Source organism: Streptomyces pallidus (ex Mingjun et al. 2026) (assembly GCF_051550185.1).
Lineage (GTDB): Bacteria > Actinomycetota > Actinomycetes > Streptomycetales > Streptomycetaceae > Streptomyces.
Map to the genome: position 1 here is coordinate 3,044,905 of NZ_CP196181.1, position 15,914 is coordinate 3,060,818.

At 71.7% G+C, this 15,914-nt stretch carries 12 protein-coding genes; 5 read left to right on the plus strand and 7 right to left on the minus strand.

Annotated features, from left to right (window positions below):
• Positions 1 to 95: 95 nt before the first annotated feature.
• Both ACSHWO_RS13120 and ACSHWO_RS13125 read right to left on the minus strand, forming a co-directional pair.
• Positions 96 to 533, minus strand: coding sequence for a hypothetical protein (locus ACSHWO_RS13120; RefSeq protein WP_438311965.1), 438 nt, complete (start codon positions 531 to 533; stop codon positions 96 to 98).
• Positions 534 to 580: 47 nt separating this feature from the next.
• Positions 581 to 1,105 (minus strand): hypothetical protein, encoded by a 525-nt coding sequence (locus tag ACSHWO_RS13125; protein ID WP_438311967.1) that lies wholly within the window; start codon positions 1,103 to 1,105, stop codon positions 581 to 583.
• Positions 1,106 to 1,243: 138 nt separating this feature from the next.
• Here ACSHWO_RS13125 and ACSHWO_RS13130 point away from each other — a divergent pair, with 138 nt between their 5' ends.
• Genes ACSHWO_RS13130 through ACSHWO_RS13145 form a run of 4 tightly spaced genes read left to right on the plus strand, consistent with a single transcriptional unit; the run spans position 1,244 to position 5,716 of the window.
• The gene (locus tag ACSHWO_RS13130; RefSeq protein WP_438311970.1) at positions 1,244 to 2,317 is read left to right on the plus strand and encodes a hypothetical protein; all 1,074 of its coding nucleotides are present in this window, start codon (positions 1,244 to 1,246) and stop codon (positions 2,315 to 2,317) included.
• 12 nt (positions 2,318 to 2,329) lie between these two features.
• Positions 2,330 to 3,514 (plus strand): toxic anion resistance protein, encoded by a 1,185-nt coding sequence (locus tag ACSHWO_RS13135; protein ID WP_438311972.1) that lies wholly within the window; start codon positions 2,330 to 2,332, stop codon positions 3,512 to 3,514.
• Positions 3,511 to 5,112, plus strand: coding sequence for a substrate-binding and vWA domain-containing protein (locus tag ACSHWO_RS13140; RefSeq protein ID WP_438311975.1), 1,602 nt, complete (start codon positions 3,511 to 3,513; stop codon positions 5,110 to 5,112). Before ACSHWO_RS13135 ends, ACSHWO_RS13140 begins: the two co-directional genes overlap by 4 nt.
• On the plus strand, positions 5,099 to 5,716 hold the full coding sequence (locus ACSHWO_RS13145) for a hypothetical protein (RefSeq protein WP_438311977.1): 618 nt from the start codon (positions 5,099 to 5,101) through the stop codon (positions 5,714 to 5,716). The genes ACSHWO_RS13140 and ACSHWO_RS13145 overlap by 14 nt, the downstream gene beginning before the upstream one ends.
• A 134-nt stretch (positions 5,717 to 5,850) precedes the next feature.
• Here the strand turns inward: ACSHWO_RS13145 and ACSHWO_RS13150 are convergent, their stop codons facing one another.
• Positions 5,851 to 7,692: a phosphoenolpyruvate carboxykinase (GTP) gene (locus tag ACSHWO_RS13150; protein ID WP_438311979.1), complete on the minus strand. Its 1,842-nt coding sequence runs from the start codon at positions 7,690 to 7,692 to the stop codon at positions 5,851 to 5,853.
• A gap of 220 nt (positions 7,693 to 7,912) precedes the next feature.
• On the opposite strand from ACSHWO_RS13150, the gene trhA reads away from it, so the two are divergent.
• A complete protein-coding gene (trhA, locus tag ACSHWO_RS13155) occupies positions 7,913 to 8,608 on the plus strand; it encodes a PAQR family membrane homeostasis protein TrhA (RefSeq protein ID WP_385847485.1) in 696 nt (231 codons plus the stop codon).
• 84 nt (positions 8,609 to 8,692) lie between these two features.
• On the opposite strand, the gene ACSHWO_RS13160 is transcribed toward trhA, so the two are convergent.
• From ACSHWO_RS13160 to ACSHWO_RS13175, 4 genes are all read right to left on the minus strand, one after another.
• The gene (locus ACSHWO_RS13160; protein WP_438311983.1) at positions 8,693 to 10,765 is read right to left on the minus strand and encodes a thioredoxin domain-containing protein; all 2,073 of its coding nucleotides are present in this window, start codon (positions 10,763 to 10,765) and stop codon (positions 8,693 to 8,695) included.
• 213 nt (positions 10,766 to 10,978) lie between these two features.
• Positions 10,979 to 11,737, minus strand: a complete 759-nt coding sequence (locus tag ACSHWO_RS13165) for a LuxR C-terminal-related transcriptional regulator (protein WP_438311985.1) — start codon at positions 11,735 to 11,737, stop codon at positions 10,979 to 10,981.
• Between the two features lie 415 nt (positions 11,738 to 12,152).
• Positions 12,153 to 14,183, minus strand: coding sequence for a HelD family protein (locus tag ACSHWO_RS13170; protein ID WP_438319072.1), 2,031 nt, complete (start codon positions 14,181 to 14,183; stop codon positions 12,153 to 12,155).
• A 67-nt stretch (positions 14,184 to 14,250) separates the two neighbouring features.
• Complete coding sequence (locus tag ACSHWO_RS13175) at positions 14,251 to 15,891, minus strand: MFS transporter (RefSeq protein WP_438311987.1); 1,641 nt, start codon at positions 15,889 to 15,891, stop codon at positions 14,251 to 14,253.
• Positions 15,892 to 15,914: the final 23 nt, after the last annotated feature.

Genomic DNA, 15,914 nt, shown 5'->3' on the forward strand with positions numbered 1-15,914 from the left:
CGGCCACCGGGAACCCCGAGGTACGACGACCGTCACCAAGCCCGGAAACCCGTGGCACCCGGCCCGGAGCCTGCGCGGCCCCGGACCGGGGCCGGTCAGGGGCGGCCGCCCAGGCCCCGGGAGGCCGGGTCCGGGCCGAGGGCGGCGGCATGCGCGTCCATCCGCTCGGCGGCGAGGATCGCGACGGTGGTGTCGGCGCGGGACGCGGCCACGACGAGCGCCCGGCCGGCGAGGTCGTGGGCGCGCTGGTGCAGGGCGTCGGGGTCCGCCTCCTGCGCCCGGGGCGCGCGGACGGGCTCGCTGCCGCGCAGGCGCGTGACCTGGGCGGCGATACGGGCGCCCGCGCTGTCGAGGCCCAGCTGGTCGGTGACGGCGAGCAGGGCGGAGAGGTGGCCGGCGAGCTGGTGGTCCAGCGCTTCGGCGCGGGTGCTGTGCGGATAGCTGCCACGGTCGTCGTGACTGCCGGCAGGGCTGCCGGCGTGGTGGCCGCCCACACGGTGGACGGCCGGCTTGGTCCGGATCGGCTCGTACATGAGGTGGCCTCCTGCGGGTCGGAAGACCATCCTACATTGGATCCATTCTAAAATTGAGTTCGATCCTGAAGAGGTGCGAACTCTGTCAAGTGCGTGAACTCCGCCCACGCCACCCCGCACCACGGCACCGCCGCCGCCGGCCACACCGGGCCGACCGCCTCCCCGCGCTCCACCGCACCCGGGGCCACCCCGGGCACCTTCACCAGCGCCTGGGCGACGCGCCCGCCCGGCACCGGCTCGGCCTGCTCGCGGAACTCGACCGTGATGACGTACGCGCCGACCCCCTCCGGCCGGCCCGCCGCCTCCACGGACGCCACCACGCGTCGGCTCGCCGCGTCGACCCGGCACCCGGTGACCCGTACGTCCGTCACGGCCGCCCGCGGCGGCGCGCCGCCCGAGCCGTCACCGGCCCACACGTACAGGCCCAGCGGGGCGAACACCAGCAGGGCGGCCAGCGCCGACAGGCCGACGACCCAGCCCTGCCACTGCAGCGCGCCCTTGCTCCTGCTCTCGCTCTCGCCATTGCTCTCGCTCGCGCTCTCGCCATTGCTCCCGCTCGCGCTCACGGCCATGCCACGATCCTGGCGGCCCGCCGCCCCCACTGCCAGCACCCACGGATTCATACGGCATTTCGAAGTGGGACCGCCTGGTCACCCGGCGTTCACCCAACGCATCGCGGAATGTGGGTTTCCGTGAGCAGGCTGCACCCCGTGAGACGCATTCTGGCAATCGTGCTGGGTGTCCTCCTCCTCGGCGGCGTCGTACTCGCCGTCATCCTCGACGGAGGCTCCCAACCCACGGCAACGAAGACCGTGGAAGGCGTCATCGGGTCCGAGAAGGCCGAGTTCTTCCGCGACCCCGACGTCGTCAAGGCCCTGAGGAACAAGGGCTACACCGTCAGGACCGAGACGTCCGGATCCTGGGCCATGGACCGGCTCCAACTGAGCAGGTACGACTTCGCGTTCCCCTCCAGCAGCGAGCCCGCCCCGGAGATCGAGGCGGCGGCCGGCATCAAGGGGGCCCAGACCGCGCGGCCGTTCTTCTCTCCGCTCGTCGTCATCGCCCGCTCCAACGCGGCCAGGGTACTGGCCGACAACGGCCTGGCGAGGATGACCGGCAGGAACGCCGGCACGCTCCTGATGGGCCCGTACCTGAAGGCCGCCGGGGAGGACCGGACCTGGCAGCAGCTGCCCGGCTCGGCCGCCCACCCCGAACTCACCGGCACCGTGTTCGTCAAGACCACCGACCCGGCGACCTCCAACTCCGGCGCGCTGTTCCTCGCCGCCACCTCCAACGTCGCCAACGACAACAAGGTCGTCGCCGACGACGCGGGCATCGAGCGGACGGCCCCGCTGCTGCGGAAGCTGGTCTCCGTCCAGGGCGCCCTGGAGCCGAGCACCGACGACCCCTTCCGCTCCTTCATCAGCGGCAGCGGCGAGCCGCTCATCCTCGCCTACGAGGCCCAGGTCGCCGCCCTGGTCCAGCAGAAGCAGGCCCCAGCCGACATGGTCGTCCTCTACCCGGACACCACCGTCAACTCCCCGCACACCTTCATCCCGATCACCGGCGAGGCCCGCGAGCTCGGCACCCTCCTGGCCACCGACACCGAGTTGCGCAAGCTGGCCGTCCGGCACGGTTTCCGGCCGCAGGACGGCGTGCCCGAGTTCACCGCCGCGACCGCCGCGCACGGGGCGTACCTCAACCCGGAGCTGACCGGCATCCGCCAGGTCGGCGCACCCACCGTCAAGATCCTCATGGCGCTGGCCGAGCGCGCCAAGGGCTAGGGGGACCCGCACATGACGCTTTCACCTCCCGAGGACGGCCCGCTCGTCCTCACCGCGCCCGAGCCCGTGCCCGCCGTCCGGCGGGAGCAGGCCTCCGGCCTCGTCCCGCTCGACGACGCCGTCCGCGCCGAAGTGGCCCGCCGGGCCGCGGAGTACGCCGGCTCGCTCACCGGGATCGACCCGCGCTCCCCCGAGTTCGCCGCCCGGATCGGCGAGGTCACCGGGCTCGGCGCTGCCGACATGCGCACCGCCGACCGGCAGTCCAACCGGATGCTGGAGCGGGCCGTGCGCGCGCTCGGTTCCGAGGGCGGCGACGCCCAGGGGCGGGTGGCGGGCTCGCTGGTCGAGCTGCGCCGCACCGTCGAGGACCTCGACCCGCGGGACACCCCGGGCCGGGGGGCGCGTCGGCTGCTGGCCAAGCTGCCGGGGGGCAACCGGTTCCGCGACCACGTCGCGAAGTACGCGTCCGCGCAGACCACCCTCAACAAGATCGTCGGAGCGCTGCGCAGCGGCCAGGACGAGCTGCGCCGGGACAACGCGGCGCTGCACACCGAGCGGGCCCGGCTGTGGGAGACCATGGGCCGGCTCCAGGAGTACGCGCTGCTGACCGAGGCCCTCGACGGGGCCGTCGAGCAGCGGATCGCGGAGGCCGCGTACGCCGATCCGGAGACGGCCGACGCGCTCCGCGCCGACGTGCTGTTCCCCGTCCGGCAGAAGCACCAGGACCTGCTGACGCAGCTGGCCGTGTGCGCGCAGGGCTACTTGGCGATGGACGTGGTCCGGCGCAGCAACGAGGAGCTGATCAAGGGCGTGGACCGGGCGGCGACGACCACCGTGGCCGCCCTGCGGATCGCCGTGATGCTCGCCTCGGCCCTGGACAACCAGCGCAGGGTCACCGAGCAGGTGGGCGCCCTGCGGTCGACGACCGAGGACCTGATCCGCGGCAACGCCGAGATGCTGGCCACGCAGAGCGGGGCGGTCCAGCGGATCGCGGCCGACCCGGCCGTGGGCGCCGAGACCCTGCGGGCCGCGTTCGCGCAGATCTACACGACGCTCGACGCGATCGACACCTTCAAGGTGCAGGCCGCCGAGACCATGGCCGCCACCGTCGACGCCCTGAGCGGGGAGCTGCAGACCGCCTCCTCCTACCTGGCGCGGACGCGGGCGGCGGACGCCGCCGAGGGGGGTGCGCGGTGAACGGCCGGGTCCGGCGGTGGCCGGTCGCGGCCCTGGCCCTCGCGGTCCTGGCCGCCGGTACGGCGGGCTGCACCGCCGACGGGTCCGCCGAACCGGAGAAGAGCGTCTACAAGGACGGCACGCTGCGGGTGCTGGCCTCCAGCGAGCTCGCCGACATGGAGCCGGTGCTGAAGGCCGCGAAGCGGGCCACCGGCGTCAGCGTCGAGCTGACCTGGTCGGGCACCCTGGACGCGGCCGAGGAGGTCGCCTCCGGCAAGGCCGACGGCACGTACGACGCGATCTGGCTGTCCTCCAACGACTACCTGCGGCTACGCCCCGAGGCGGCCGTGAAGATCGGCAGCGAGACCCCGGTGATGTCCTCGCCCGTCGCGCTCGGCGTGAAGGCGGACGCGCTGGCCCGGCTCGGCTGGAAGCCGGAGGAGGTCACCTGGTCGGCGGTGCACGAGGCGGTGGCCGCGGGGAAGCTGACGTACGGGATGACCGACCCGGTGCGTTCCAACTCGGGTTTCTCGGCTCTGGTCTCGGTGGCGTCCGGGCTGTCGGGGGCGCAGGCGGCACTGACCGACGCGGACGTGAAGACGGCGCAGCCCAAGCTGAAGCAGTTCTTCTCCGGGCAGAAGCTGACGTCCGGCTCCTCCGGCTGGCTGGCGACGGCGTACGCCAAGCGCGGGGACGTGGACGCGCTCGTCAACTACGAGTCGGTGCTGCTGGCGATGAACCGGGACGCGAAGACGGGCCTGACGGTGGTCCGGCCGCGCGACGGGGTCGTCACCGCGCACTACCCGCTGACCTTGCTGACCTCGGCGCCGGCCGGGGCCCGCGAGTCGGGGCGTTCCCTGACCGACTGGCTGCGCGGCGCCGAGGCGCAGAGGATGATCACGGAGAGGACGTTCCGGCGGCCGGTGGCGGCCGGGGTGGCTCCGGCGGCCGGGTCGAACCCGGAGAAGCGGCGCGAGCTGCCGTTCCCGGGGAGCCGGCAGGTCGCCGACGGGCTGCTGGCCTCGTACGAGAACGAACTGCGCAGGCCCTCGCGGACGGTGTACGTGCTGGACACCTCCGGTTCGATGGCGGAGGAGAACCGCATCGGGCGGTTGCGGGACGCGCTCACCCGGCTGACGGGGACCGGGGACTCGGGTCCCGGGCAGCGGTTCCGGGACCGCGAAGAGGTGACGCTGCTGCCCTTCGGCGACAAGGTGAAGCAGGTCCTCACCCACGTCGTGGAGCCGGGCAACCCCGGTCCGGCGCTGGACGGGATCCGCAAGGACGCGGGCTCGCTGCGGCCCGAGGGGGGCACGGCGGTGTACGCGAGCCTGCGGGCGGCGTACGAGCACCTGGGCAAGGGGAACACGGACGCGTTCACCTCGATCGTGTTGATGACCGACGGGCAGAGCGGGGACAGGGCGAAGGACTTCGAGTCCTTCCACGCGGCCCTGCCGGAGGCGCAGCGGCACACCCCGGTCTTCGCGGTGCTGTTCGGGGACTCGGACCGCAAGGAGCTCACCCGGATCACCGAGGTGACCGGTGGGCGCCTCTTCGACGCGACGGCCGGCAACGACGCGCTGCGCGGGGCCTTCGAGGAGATCCGTGGCTACCAGTAGGACGGCCGGAGGGGCCTTGCGCTACCTGGAGTCGAAGAAGAACCTGGCCGGCTCCGCGTGCGGGGTGGCGGGCGTGGTGCTCACCCTCACGGGGGCGGCCGGCGCGTACTGGCCGCTGGTGGTGGCCGGGCTGTACGGGGCGGGGGCGCTGGTCGCCCCGCCCGAGCGGCCGGCCCCGCCCCAGCCGGCGGGGCCCACCGAGCAGTTGAACGGGGTGCGCGAGCAGTTCGGGCGGCTGCGGGAGTACCTGGCCGAGGTGGAGCTGCCGGAGCCGGCCGGGGGTCGGCTCGCCGAGCTGGTCCGGCTGTACGGGGCGCTGCTGGAGCCGGGCTGGGTGGCGGACGTGCTGGCCGGGGAGCCGGAGCTGGTGCACGCGTTGTCGCGGGCGGTCGAGGTGGACGTGCCGGAGTGTGTGGACACCTTCAACCGGACCCGGTGGTGGACCCGGCTCACCCCGGGCGGGGAGTCGCCGGAGCGGCACCTGGAGCGGCAGTTGGAGCTGCTGCACGAGGAGGCGGAGCGGGTGGCGGCGGACCTGCGCGAGACGGAGGCCCGCCGCCAGCACACGCACACGGCCTACCTGGAGGAGCGCGGACGCTCCTGACAGGCAGGCCGTGGCTGCGGTGGGAACCGCTTGGTCGGGGGCTCCCACTACGGTGGGAAACCGCTTGGTCGGGGGCTCCCACATCTTCGGGCCCTGGCAGGCAGGGCGGCCCTGGCACGCAGGGCGGTCGTACGTCAGCCCAGGCGCTCGACCAGCGCGTGGTACTGGTCCCACAGCTCCTTCGGCGTGTGCTCGCCGTAGGTGTTGAGGTGCTCGGGGACGAGGGCGGCCTCTTCGCGCCAGACCTTCTTGTCGACGGTCAGGAGGAACTCGAGGTCCTCGTCGGCGATGTCGAGGCCGTCGAGGTCGAGGGACTCCTTGGTCGGCAGGATGCCGATGGGGGTCTCGACGCCCTCGGCGGTGCCGTCGAGGCGGCCGACGATCCACTTCAGGACGCGGCTGTTCTCGCCGAAGCCGGGCCACACGAACTTGCCCGCGTCGTTCTTGCGGAACCAGTTCACGTAGTAGATCTTCGGGAGCTTCGCGGCGTCGGCGCTGGCCCCGACCTTGATCCAGTGGGCCATGTAGTCGCCCATGTTGTAGCCGCAGAACGGCAGCATGGCGAACGGGTCGCGGCGCAGCTCGCCGACCTTGCCCTCGGCGGCGGCGGTCTTCTCGGAGGCGATGTTCGAGCCGATGAACACGCCGTGGTTCCAGTCGAAGGACTCGGTGACCAGCGGAACGGCGGAGGCGCGGCGGCCGCCGAAGAGGATCGCGGAGATCGGGACGCCCTTGGGGTCCTCCCACTCGGGGGCGATCGTCGGGCACTGGGCGGCCGGGACGGCGAAGCGGGCGTTCGGGTGGGCCGCCGGGGTCCCCGACTCCGGGGTCCAGGGGTTGCCCTTCCAGTCGATCAGCTCGGCCGGGGTCTCCTCGGTCATGCCCTCCCACCAGACGTCGCCGCCGTCCGGGGTGAGCGCGACGTTGGTGAAGACGGTGTTGGCGTACATCGTCTTCATGGCGTTGGCGTTGGTGTGCGCGCCGGTGCCGGGGGCGACGCCGAAGAAGCCGGCCTCGGGGTTGATCGCGTAGAGGCGGCCGTCCTCGCCGAAGCGCATCCAGGCGATGTCGTCGCCGATGGTCTCGACCGTCCAGCCGGGGATGGTCGGCTCCAGCATGGCGAGGTTGGTCTTGCCGCAGGCGGACGGGAAGGCGGCGGCGACGTACTTGCTCTCGCCCTCGCCGGCCGGCGGGGTGAGCTTGAGGATCAGCATGTGCTCGGCGAGCCAGCCCTCGTCGCGGGCCATGACGGACGCGATGCGCAGGGCGTAGCACTTCTTGCCGAGGAGGGCGTTGCCGCCGTAGCCCGAGCCGAAGGACCAGATCTCGCGGGTCTCCGGGAAGTGCGAGATGTACTTGGTGGTGTTGCACGGCCACGGCACGTCGGCCTCGCCCTCGGCGAGCGGGGCGCCGAGGGTGTGCACGGCCTTGACGAAGAACCCGTCGGTGCCGAGTTCGTCGAGGACGGCCTTGCCCATGCGGGTCATGGTGCGCATGGCGACCGCGACGTAGGCGGAGTCGGTGATCTCGACGCCGATCGCGGAGAGCTCGGAGCCCAGGGGGCCCATGCAGAACGGGACGACGTACATCGTCCGGCCCTTCATCGCGCCGCGGAAGATGCCGTTCTCGCCGGCGAAGACGTCCTTCATCTCCGCCGGGGCCATCCAGTGGTTGGTCGGGCCCGCGTCCTCTTCCTTCTCGGAGCAGATGAAGGTCCGGTCCTCGACGCGCGCGACGTCGGACGGGTCGGAGGCCGCGTAGTACGAGTTCGGGCGCTTGCTCTCGTCGAGCTTCTTGAAGGTGCCCTTGGCCACGAGCTCCCCGCACAGGCGCTCGTACTCGGCCTCGGAACCGTCACACCAGACGACACGGTCAGGCTCGGTGATCGCCGCGATCTCGTCGACCCAGGCGATCAGGGCCGTGTGCTCGGTGGGGACAGTCAGGCCGGAAGTGGGAGCCGCGTTGTCGCGCGCCACGATTGCTCCTTGTTGAGGGGTTTGTTTGGTGTATGCCCCGTGGGGGCTGCGACCCGGACGCTTCGCGCTCCGCTCATCCGGTGCCGACCGCACTCATCTGATCATCCGGTGCATGTGCGCATATGTCCAGAGGGCCTCTCACGTGAGCATCGCCACTCCCGTCAATCTTCCGTAAAGCAGACCGCCGGAAACCTACGGGCCCGTAGGTAGCATGATGACCATGACTTCTGACGCCGCAGTCGCGCCGGAGGCCGCCGCCGGGCCGGCCGCCACAGCAGCACCGGAGGCCAAGCCGCTCATGCGCGGCTGGCTGCACGCCGGGATGTTCCCCGCCGTGGTCGTCGCGGGCCTGGCACTGATGGCCTTCACGGACTCGGCCGAGGCGCGGATCGCCTGCGGGGTCTACATCCTCACGGCCTGCCTGCTGTTCGGAGTCAGCGCCGTGTACCACCGGGGCACCTGGGGCCCGCGGGGCGAAGCCGTCCTTCGCCGCCTCGACCACGCCAACATCTTCCTGATCATCGCGGGGACGTACACCCCCCTGACCGTGATCCTCCTCCCGCCCTCCACCGGGCGGACCCTGCTGTGGGCGGTGTGGCTCGCGGCCGCCGCCGGGATCGCCTTCCGGGTCTTCTGGGTCGGCGCCCCGCGCTGGCTCTACACCCCCTGCTACATAGCGATGGGCTGGGCGGCGGTCTTCTTCCTGCCCGACTTCCTGCGCACCGGCGGCATCGCCGTCCTCGTGCTGGTGGTCGTCGGCGGGCTGCTCTACAGCGCGGGAGGGGTCATCTACGGGATCAAGCGCCCCAACCCCTCCCCGCGCTTCTTCGGCTTCCACGAGGTCTTCCACTCGCTGACGCTCGCGGCGTTCGTCGCGCACTACGTCGGCATCTCGCTCGCCGCCTACCGGCACTGACCGCGCCGCCGGGCCCTGCCCCGGCCCCGTCGCGGTCGGGCCCGGGCCCGTCGCGGTCGGGGCCGGGCCGGGCCTTCGCGCCCGTCAGCGGCGCGGAGCCGCCGTCCCCACCTGCTCCCCCAGCTCCTGCGGGTCCGTCGCCGGCCGCGCACAGACGAAGTGGCGGCACACGTAGGCCGTGGGGCGGTCGTCCACGAGAGCGCGTTCCGCCAGGAGGGGGAACTCGCCGCCGCTGCCGTCCGCGGCCCGCGGCATCCCGGCCGCCACCACCGCCCCGGGAGCCGTCCCCAGCAACGCCGTCCGGTGCAGCTCGGCCCGCGCCGGATCGTCGGGGTGGCCCACCACGGCCACCTCGCGCGGCCCGTCCAGCAGCGCCTCGGCGACCGCCAGCCCGTGCCCGATGAACCGCGGCACGCGCGGACCCAGCGCGTGCACCACGCCGAGGGCCCGCTCGGCGGCGGTGCGGTGCGCCTCCGAGCCGGTGTGCGCGGCGTACGACAGGAGCGCGCCGGCCGCGGCCGTCCAGCCGGACGGGGTCGCCGTGTCGGTCGGGTCCTGGGGGCGCCGGATCAGTCGCTCGGCGTCGTGCGCGGTGTCGTAGAGGCTGCCGTCCTCGGCGGTGAACAGGTCCAGCACCAGGTCGAGCAGGATCCCGGCGAACTCCAGCCAGACCCCCTCGCCGGTCACGGCCGCCAGCGCGAGGAAGCCCTCGGCGACGTCGCCGTAGTCCTCCAGCACCCCGGTGTTGCCGCCGGCCCGCCCGTCCTTGCTGGTGCGGACGAGGCGCGGGGCCCGGCCGGCCGACGCCTCGAAGTGGACCCGTACCAGCAGGTCGGCGGCCTCGGTGGCCCGCTCGACCAGGTCCGGCCGGTCGAAGTAGGCGCCGCATTCGGCGAGGGCGGCGACGGCCAGGCCGTTCCACGCCGCGACCACCTTGTCGTCCCGACCGGGCGCGGGCCGCCCGCCGCGCGCCGCGAGCAGCCGCTCCCGGACGGCGGCGATCCGGGCGGCGTCCACGACGGGCCCGTCCTGCGGCAGTTGCAGCACCGAGCGGCCGTGCTCGAAGGTCCCCTCCTCCGTCACCCCGAAGTACGCCGCCGCCAGCGCCCCGTCCTCCGCGCCGAGCACCACGGCCAACTGCTCCGGCGTCCAGGCGTAGTACGCGCCCTCGGCCGGCTTGCCGGTGTCCGGGTCCTCGCTGTCGGCGTCGAGCGCCGAGGCGAACCCGCCCTCGGGCGTGCGCAGTTCCCGGACCATGAAATCGGCCGTCTCCAACGCCACCCGCCGCGCCAGGTCGGACCCGGTGGCCCGCCACAGGTGCGCGTACACCCGGCACAGCAGGGCGTTGTCGTAGAGCATCTTCTCGAAGTGCGGGACCACCCACTCGCGGTCCACGGAGTAGCGCGCGAAGCCGCCGCCGAGCTGGTCGTAGATGCCGCCGCGGGCCATCGCCTCGCACGTGTCCGCGGCCATCTGCAGCGCCCCCTCGGCACCGGTGCGGGCGTGGTGGCGCAGCAGGAACTCCAGCACCATCGACGGCGGGAACTTCGGAGCGCCCCCGAAGCCGCCGCGCACGGCGTCGTACTCGCGGGTCAGGCCGAGCAGCGCCTGCGCCTGCTCCTCCGGACCGGGGGCGCCGGCCCGGCCGTAGTCCAGCTGTCGGCCGGCCAGGTCCCGCACGATCCGCTGCGCGACGTCGGCGACCTCCTCGCGCCGCCCGGCCCAGGCCGTCCGCACCCCCTCCAGCACCTGCATGAAGGAGGGCATGCCGTGCCGGGGCTCCGGCGGGAAGTAGGTGCCGAAGTAGAAGGGCTCGGCGCCGGGGGTGAGGAACACCGTCATGGGCCAGCCGCCCTGCCCGGTGGCGGCCTGCACGGCCTCCATGTAGACGGCGTCGACGTCGGGCCGCTCCTCGCGGTCCACCTTGATGCTGACGAAGTGCTCGTTCAGGTACGCGGCGGCGAGCTCGTCCTCGAAGGACTCGTGCGCCATGACGTGGCACCAGTGGCACGCGGAGTATCCGACCGACAGCAGAACGGGCACGTCGCGCCGCTTCGCTTCCTCGAAGGCCTCGGGTCCCCACGGCCACCAGTCAACGGGGTTGTCCGCGTGCTGGAGGAGGTACGGGGACGTGGCCTGCGCGAGTCGGTTGGGCATACCCCCATCCTTGCGCACCCGCCACCGCCCCGCTCATACGCCACGGGGCACCGTACGAACGGGGCCGGGTCGAACCGCTGAACTGAGTGCGTCGGTCGGTGTGGCAGGACGCGGGCAGGCGAGCAGGGAGAGCCCGAAGAACGCCCCGCACCGCGCGCCGGGAAAACAGTGCGGGGGACCCCGCCGGGGCGGTGTCGCCCGGCGGGGTTCGCCTCACATGACGAGGAGGCCCAGTTCGAGGGCACGGACGACCGCGAGGGTTCTGTTCGGGCAGTTGAACTTGGCCAGGATGATGCCGACCGCGCGTTTGACTCCGTGTTCGGAGATGCTCAACGACCGGGCGACTTGGCGGTTGCTGAGGCCTTCGGCGATCAGGTGCAGTACCTGTTGTTCTCGCGCCGTCAGTGCCACCATCGAGGCGCGCTTCGCGGTGGTGTCCCCGCCGGCTTGCTCGGGTGCCGTCACGGATCGACGTGCGAGGGTCGCCGACACGTGGAATCGCCCGTTCTTCACGTCGCCGATCGCTTCGCACAGGGTCTCGGGGCGGAGATCGGACCAGGCCAGGAAACCACTGGCGTGATCTACCCAGGACTGGTCGACGACATCAGCCGAATCCATCAGGACCAGGACGTTCACGTTGCGGACGCGCAGCTTTTCAGCGATACCGCCCGGAACGGACCCCAAAGCGTCGCTGGAGAGGATGACCAGCTGGCCGTCGCGGAATGTCGACAGGTCTTCGACGTCTTCGACCAATTGCACCGTGCACTGCATTTCCAGCGATCGGAGCATTCCCTCGACGCTGTAGCGGCGAATTCCGTCCTGGATGGCAAGCGCGACCGCCGTCTCGGCCTGTAACGGAGCTCGCCCGGCCCGCAGGGAAGCCCGCCCGTCGCGCATGCCAGGCACCGCGTAGCCGGGATCAGCGGCGTAGTATTCCTGGTTTCCTGCAACCAAAGCCAGTTGTCGCGTCATCCTGTCTTCACCTCGCCCATATCAGCGATCCCCCGTCATTTTCACGAATATATGGAAGGTTGGACTCCTGATTGGCGAGCATGGCACGGAGCGGCGAGGACTGTCCAACGCCTTCGACCCGTGGACGGCGACCGGGCAGCGCACGCTCAGCCGCCCCTCGCGACCGCCCTACCCGCCCAAGACCCGAAAGGCATCGGAGAATCCGCACCTGACGGCCGCCCGGCACACCGGGCTCGCCCCCGAAAAGACCACCCCGGACCCACCCGGCACCCATGACCAGAATTCAAGCGGTTGTCTAGGCAGACCCTGGCCGGGTACGCCTGCCGGACGCGGCAGCGGTGAAGAACTGCCCTTTTACGGCGCTGTGCCGGGCGATCTCGTGGATCGCCCGGCACACCGGTGACAGGGAGGTGCCTCAGTAGGCGGGTTGGGCGGTGATGGTGCAGAGGCGCTTGGTGGCCCGGGTCAGGGCTACATAGAGATCCCTTTCCCCGCCGGGGCGGTTCGTGATGATTTCTTCGGGGTTCACGACGACGACCCCGTCGAATTCCAGGCCGCGTGCTTCGGACGCCGGCACGATGCGTGCGTGCTGGGCGATGCCCCGGACCGTCAACTCGCCCACCCTGGTGTCCGCACAGACCACTCCCAGCAGTTCGCCCGGGTGCGCGGCGCTCTGGGCGCGGAGTTCCTGGAGGACGTCGGTGACCAGCCCGTCCGCAGGTGTGCTCACGGTGCGGGGGATCTCGCCACTGCGCAGTGACCGCGTGGGCTTCTGGTCCGGAGCGATCCGCGCCAGCAGCTCCCGGACGCTCTCCAGGATCTCCTGCGTGGTGCGGTAGCTGACGGTCAGGTCGTGCAGCCTGAACCGCGGTCCGACATGCGGGCTCAGTGCTTCCTTCCAGTCGCGTGCCGTCGCGACCGGGCCCGCCTGGGCGAAGTCACCCACCAGCGTCATGGACCGCGCCGGGCAGCGGCGGACGACCATCCGCCACTGCATGGCGGTCAGTTCCTGCGCCTCGTCGACGACGACGTGCCCGTACGTCCGCTCGGGGGGGCCGTCGACCAGGCTCGCCGCCTCGTCCAGCAGCGGCACGTCGGCATCGGTCCACGGGTCCTGCGGGCCGCGCAGCAGAAGGGACCGCTCCTGCGCGGTCAGGCGGGGCAGGTGCTCGGCGAGGGCGTCGGCGTCCGTCAGGAGCGCTTCCACGAGGTCACCGGGTGCCAGCCGCGGCCACAACGCCTCGACCGCCCGGTCGACGGCGGCGTCCTCGAGGAGATCCTCCCGGATGGCGTCCAGGTCCAGCTCGTGGACCGGACCCGGTTCGGGCGCACCTTCCGCACGGCGCCGGGCGGCTCCCGTGAACCGGTCGAGGTTGATGCCCGTCATCGCTTCGGAATCGGCGTCGATCTGCTCCAGGAGGTCGCCCATGTCCCGTTGCATCGCGTCGGTGACGGCGTCGACCAGGAGCTCCTTGAACACCTGGCGGGCGGGGTTGTGCCCCTGTACGGCTGCCACGGCGGCGTCGCGTGCCGTGGCGACCTCCTCGTCGGAGAGGTGGACCAGTTCCTGTCCGACGCGCACGGCGAAGTCACCGGCGGGGGCCTGGTGGTCGCGCAGCAGGCCGGTCAAGGCGTCGGCGAGGTCGGTGCTGCCCTTGAGGCGCGCCGTTTCGAACGGGCCGACCGTGTCCGTGGACACGCCGGCCAGTTCCCGGCAGGTCGCCAGGACGACGTCGTTCTCGCCGAGTGAGGGAAGGACCTGGGAGATGTATTCGAGGAACCGGGCGTTCGGGCCCACCACCAGGACACCCTCCTGGGCGGCGCGCGGGAACGCGTACAGGACGTAGGCCGCCCGGTGCAGGGCGACCACCGTCTTGCCGGTGCCCGGCCCGCCCTGCACCACGGTCACCCCGCGGTGGGCGGAGCGGATGATCTCGTCCTGCTCGGCCTGCAGCGTCGCGACGGCCGCGTGCATCCTGCCCGTACGCCGTGCCGACAGGGCCTCGGTCAGCGGGCCGTCCCCCACGACGTCCTCGTCGGTCGGGGCGGTCCCGTCCAGCAGTTCGTCGCTGACCGAGGTGACCGTGCGCTCTTCGAGGCGCAGGTGCCGGCGCCGGCGCAGGCCCATCGGGTGGACCGGTGTCGCCTCGTAGAAGGGCCGCGCCGCGTTCGCGCGCCAGTCCACCAGCAGGGGCAGGTCGTCCTCCTCCGTCTGCAGTCCGATCCGCCCGATGCGCAGGGCCGTGCCGTCCGTCCAGTCGATGCGCCCGAAGACCAGCCCCTTCTCGGCGCCCTCCAGCCGGCCGATCTCCTTGGCCAGACGCTCGGCGGCCATTTCTCTCTCGTACGCCTCACCGGCGCCGTCCGCCTTGGCCTTCAGCACGCTCGCCCGGTTTGCCCGGGCCTCGGAAAGCCGCTCGGTGAGCAACTCGTACAAGGAGGACACGTAGTCCTGCTCGGATTCGAGGGCACGCACGGCGGGGTCATTCAGTTTCGACAAGAGGGCGTTCCTTCTATCGCGCGGCGGGCTGGGGCTCGGGGCTGTGGGCCTCTTGGTGTTCCGGCTCCGGGGTCGGAACCTCCTTCTTTCCGGCAGCGGGCAGGGTGATCAGCAGCACGACTGCTCCGAGGAGCGCGATTCCCGCGATCCAGCCCGCGCCGACGTGCATCGCGTGGATGAACGCATCGTCAGCGGCCTGGGCGAGGAGGGGCTGATGGGCGGTGGCGGCGACGTGGCGGGCCTGTTCGGCGGAGACGCGCGCCTGTTCCTGCACCGGGCCGGGTGCGCCCTGCAGCGCGGGTTCGATCGCACGCCGGTACACGATCGACATGATGGTGCCGCCCACGGCGATGCCGATCACGCTGCCTGTCTGCCGCACGGTGTTGGTGACGGCCGATCCGGCACCGGCCTGGTCCAACGGCAGGTTGCTGATCAGCGCGGCGGTGACGGGGCCGATGACCATGCCGATCGAGAGGCCCTGCAGCAGCATCAGGAGTTCGATCCAGACGAGTGGGGTCTGCAGGTCGAGGAACGCGTACGCGCCCATGGTCAGCGCGGCCACGGTGATCGCGGGCACGGTGACGAGGCGGAGCGGCAGGCGGCGGGCCAGGCGCGAGGCGAGGGGCGCCGCGGCGAGCGCGCCGAACGCGGTCGGGACGTTGGCCAGACCGGCCTTCATCGGCGAGAAGCCGAGGGCGCCCTGCAGGTAGAAGGCGTTGTAGAAGGTGATGGCGGCCACGCCGAAGAGCAGCAGTCCGAGCGCCACGTTGCCGCCGCCGAAGGTGCGCTGCGCGAACAGCCGCGGATCAAAGCTGGGCGCCTTGACGCGCAGTTCGACGAGGACGAAGACGGTCAGCAGGAGCAGACCGACGACGATCGGCACCAGGACGTCGGTGCGGCTCCACGCCGCCACCTGGCCGGCCCGGATCAGACCGTAGGCCAAGGCCACGAGCCCGCTCATCGACAGCAGCATTCCGGCGGGGTCCAGTGGCCGCAGGGTGGGGCTGCGGAAATTCGGAACCAGCAGGGCGAGCCCCACCAGGGCCAATGCCGCGACCGGGACGTTGATGAGGAAGACCGAGCCCCACCAGAAATGGTCGAGCAGGAATCCCGCCAGTACCGGGCCGGCAGCCATTCCGATACCGGCCGAGGTCGAGAAGATGCCGATTGCGGCGGCCCGCGCGGGGCCGGTGAAGGTCCACATGAGGATGGCCATCATGGCGGGCGTGATCAGCGCGCTGCCCACTCCCATCGCAGCTCGGGCTGCGATCAGCTGGCCCGCACCGTCGGCGTACGCGGCCCACAGCGAGGACCCGGCGAAGACCACCAACCCGGTGGAGAACACGGTCCGGTGGCCGAACCGATCGCCCAGTGCGCCTGCGGTGAACATCAACGTGGCGAAGGCCAGGGTGTACGCACCGGTCGCCCATTGCAGCTGACCGGGATTGGCCCCCAGTCCGCGGACCGGGTCCGCAAGGGTCTCCAGCGTGGTGCTGAGGACGGTGTTTTCCAGCCATATCAATAACGAACACAGCATGAGAATGGCGAGGATCAACCGCTGCCTGGACTTCGGCAACGTGAGGGGAGCAGTCATGACCACCTTCGAATGTCGAGCGGCGAATACCCGAACGACGGGACTGTAAGCAAGTTCCACAACACTGTCAAACTTGGAATTCT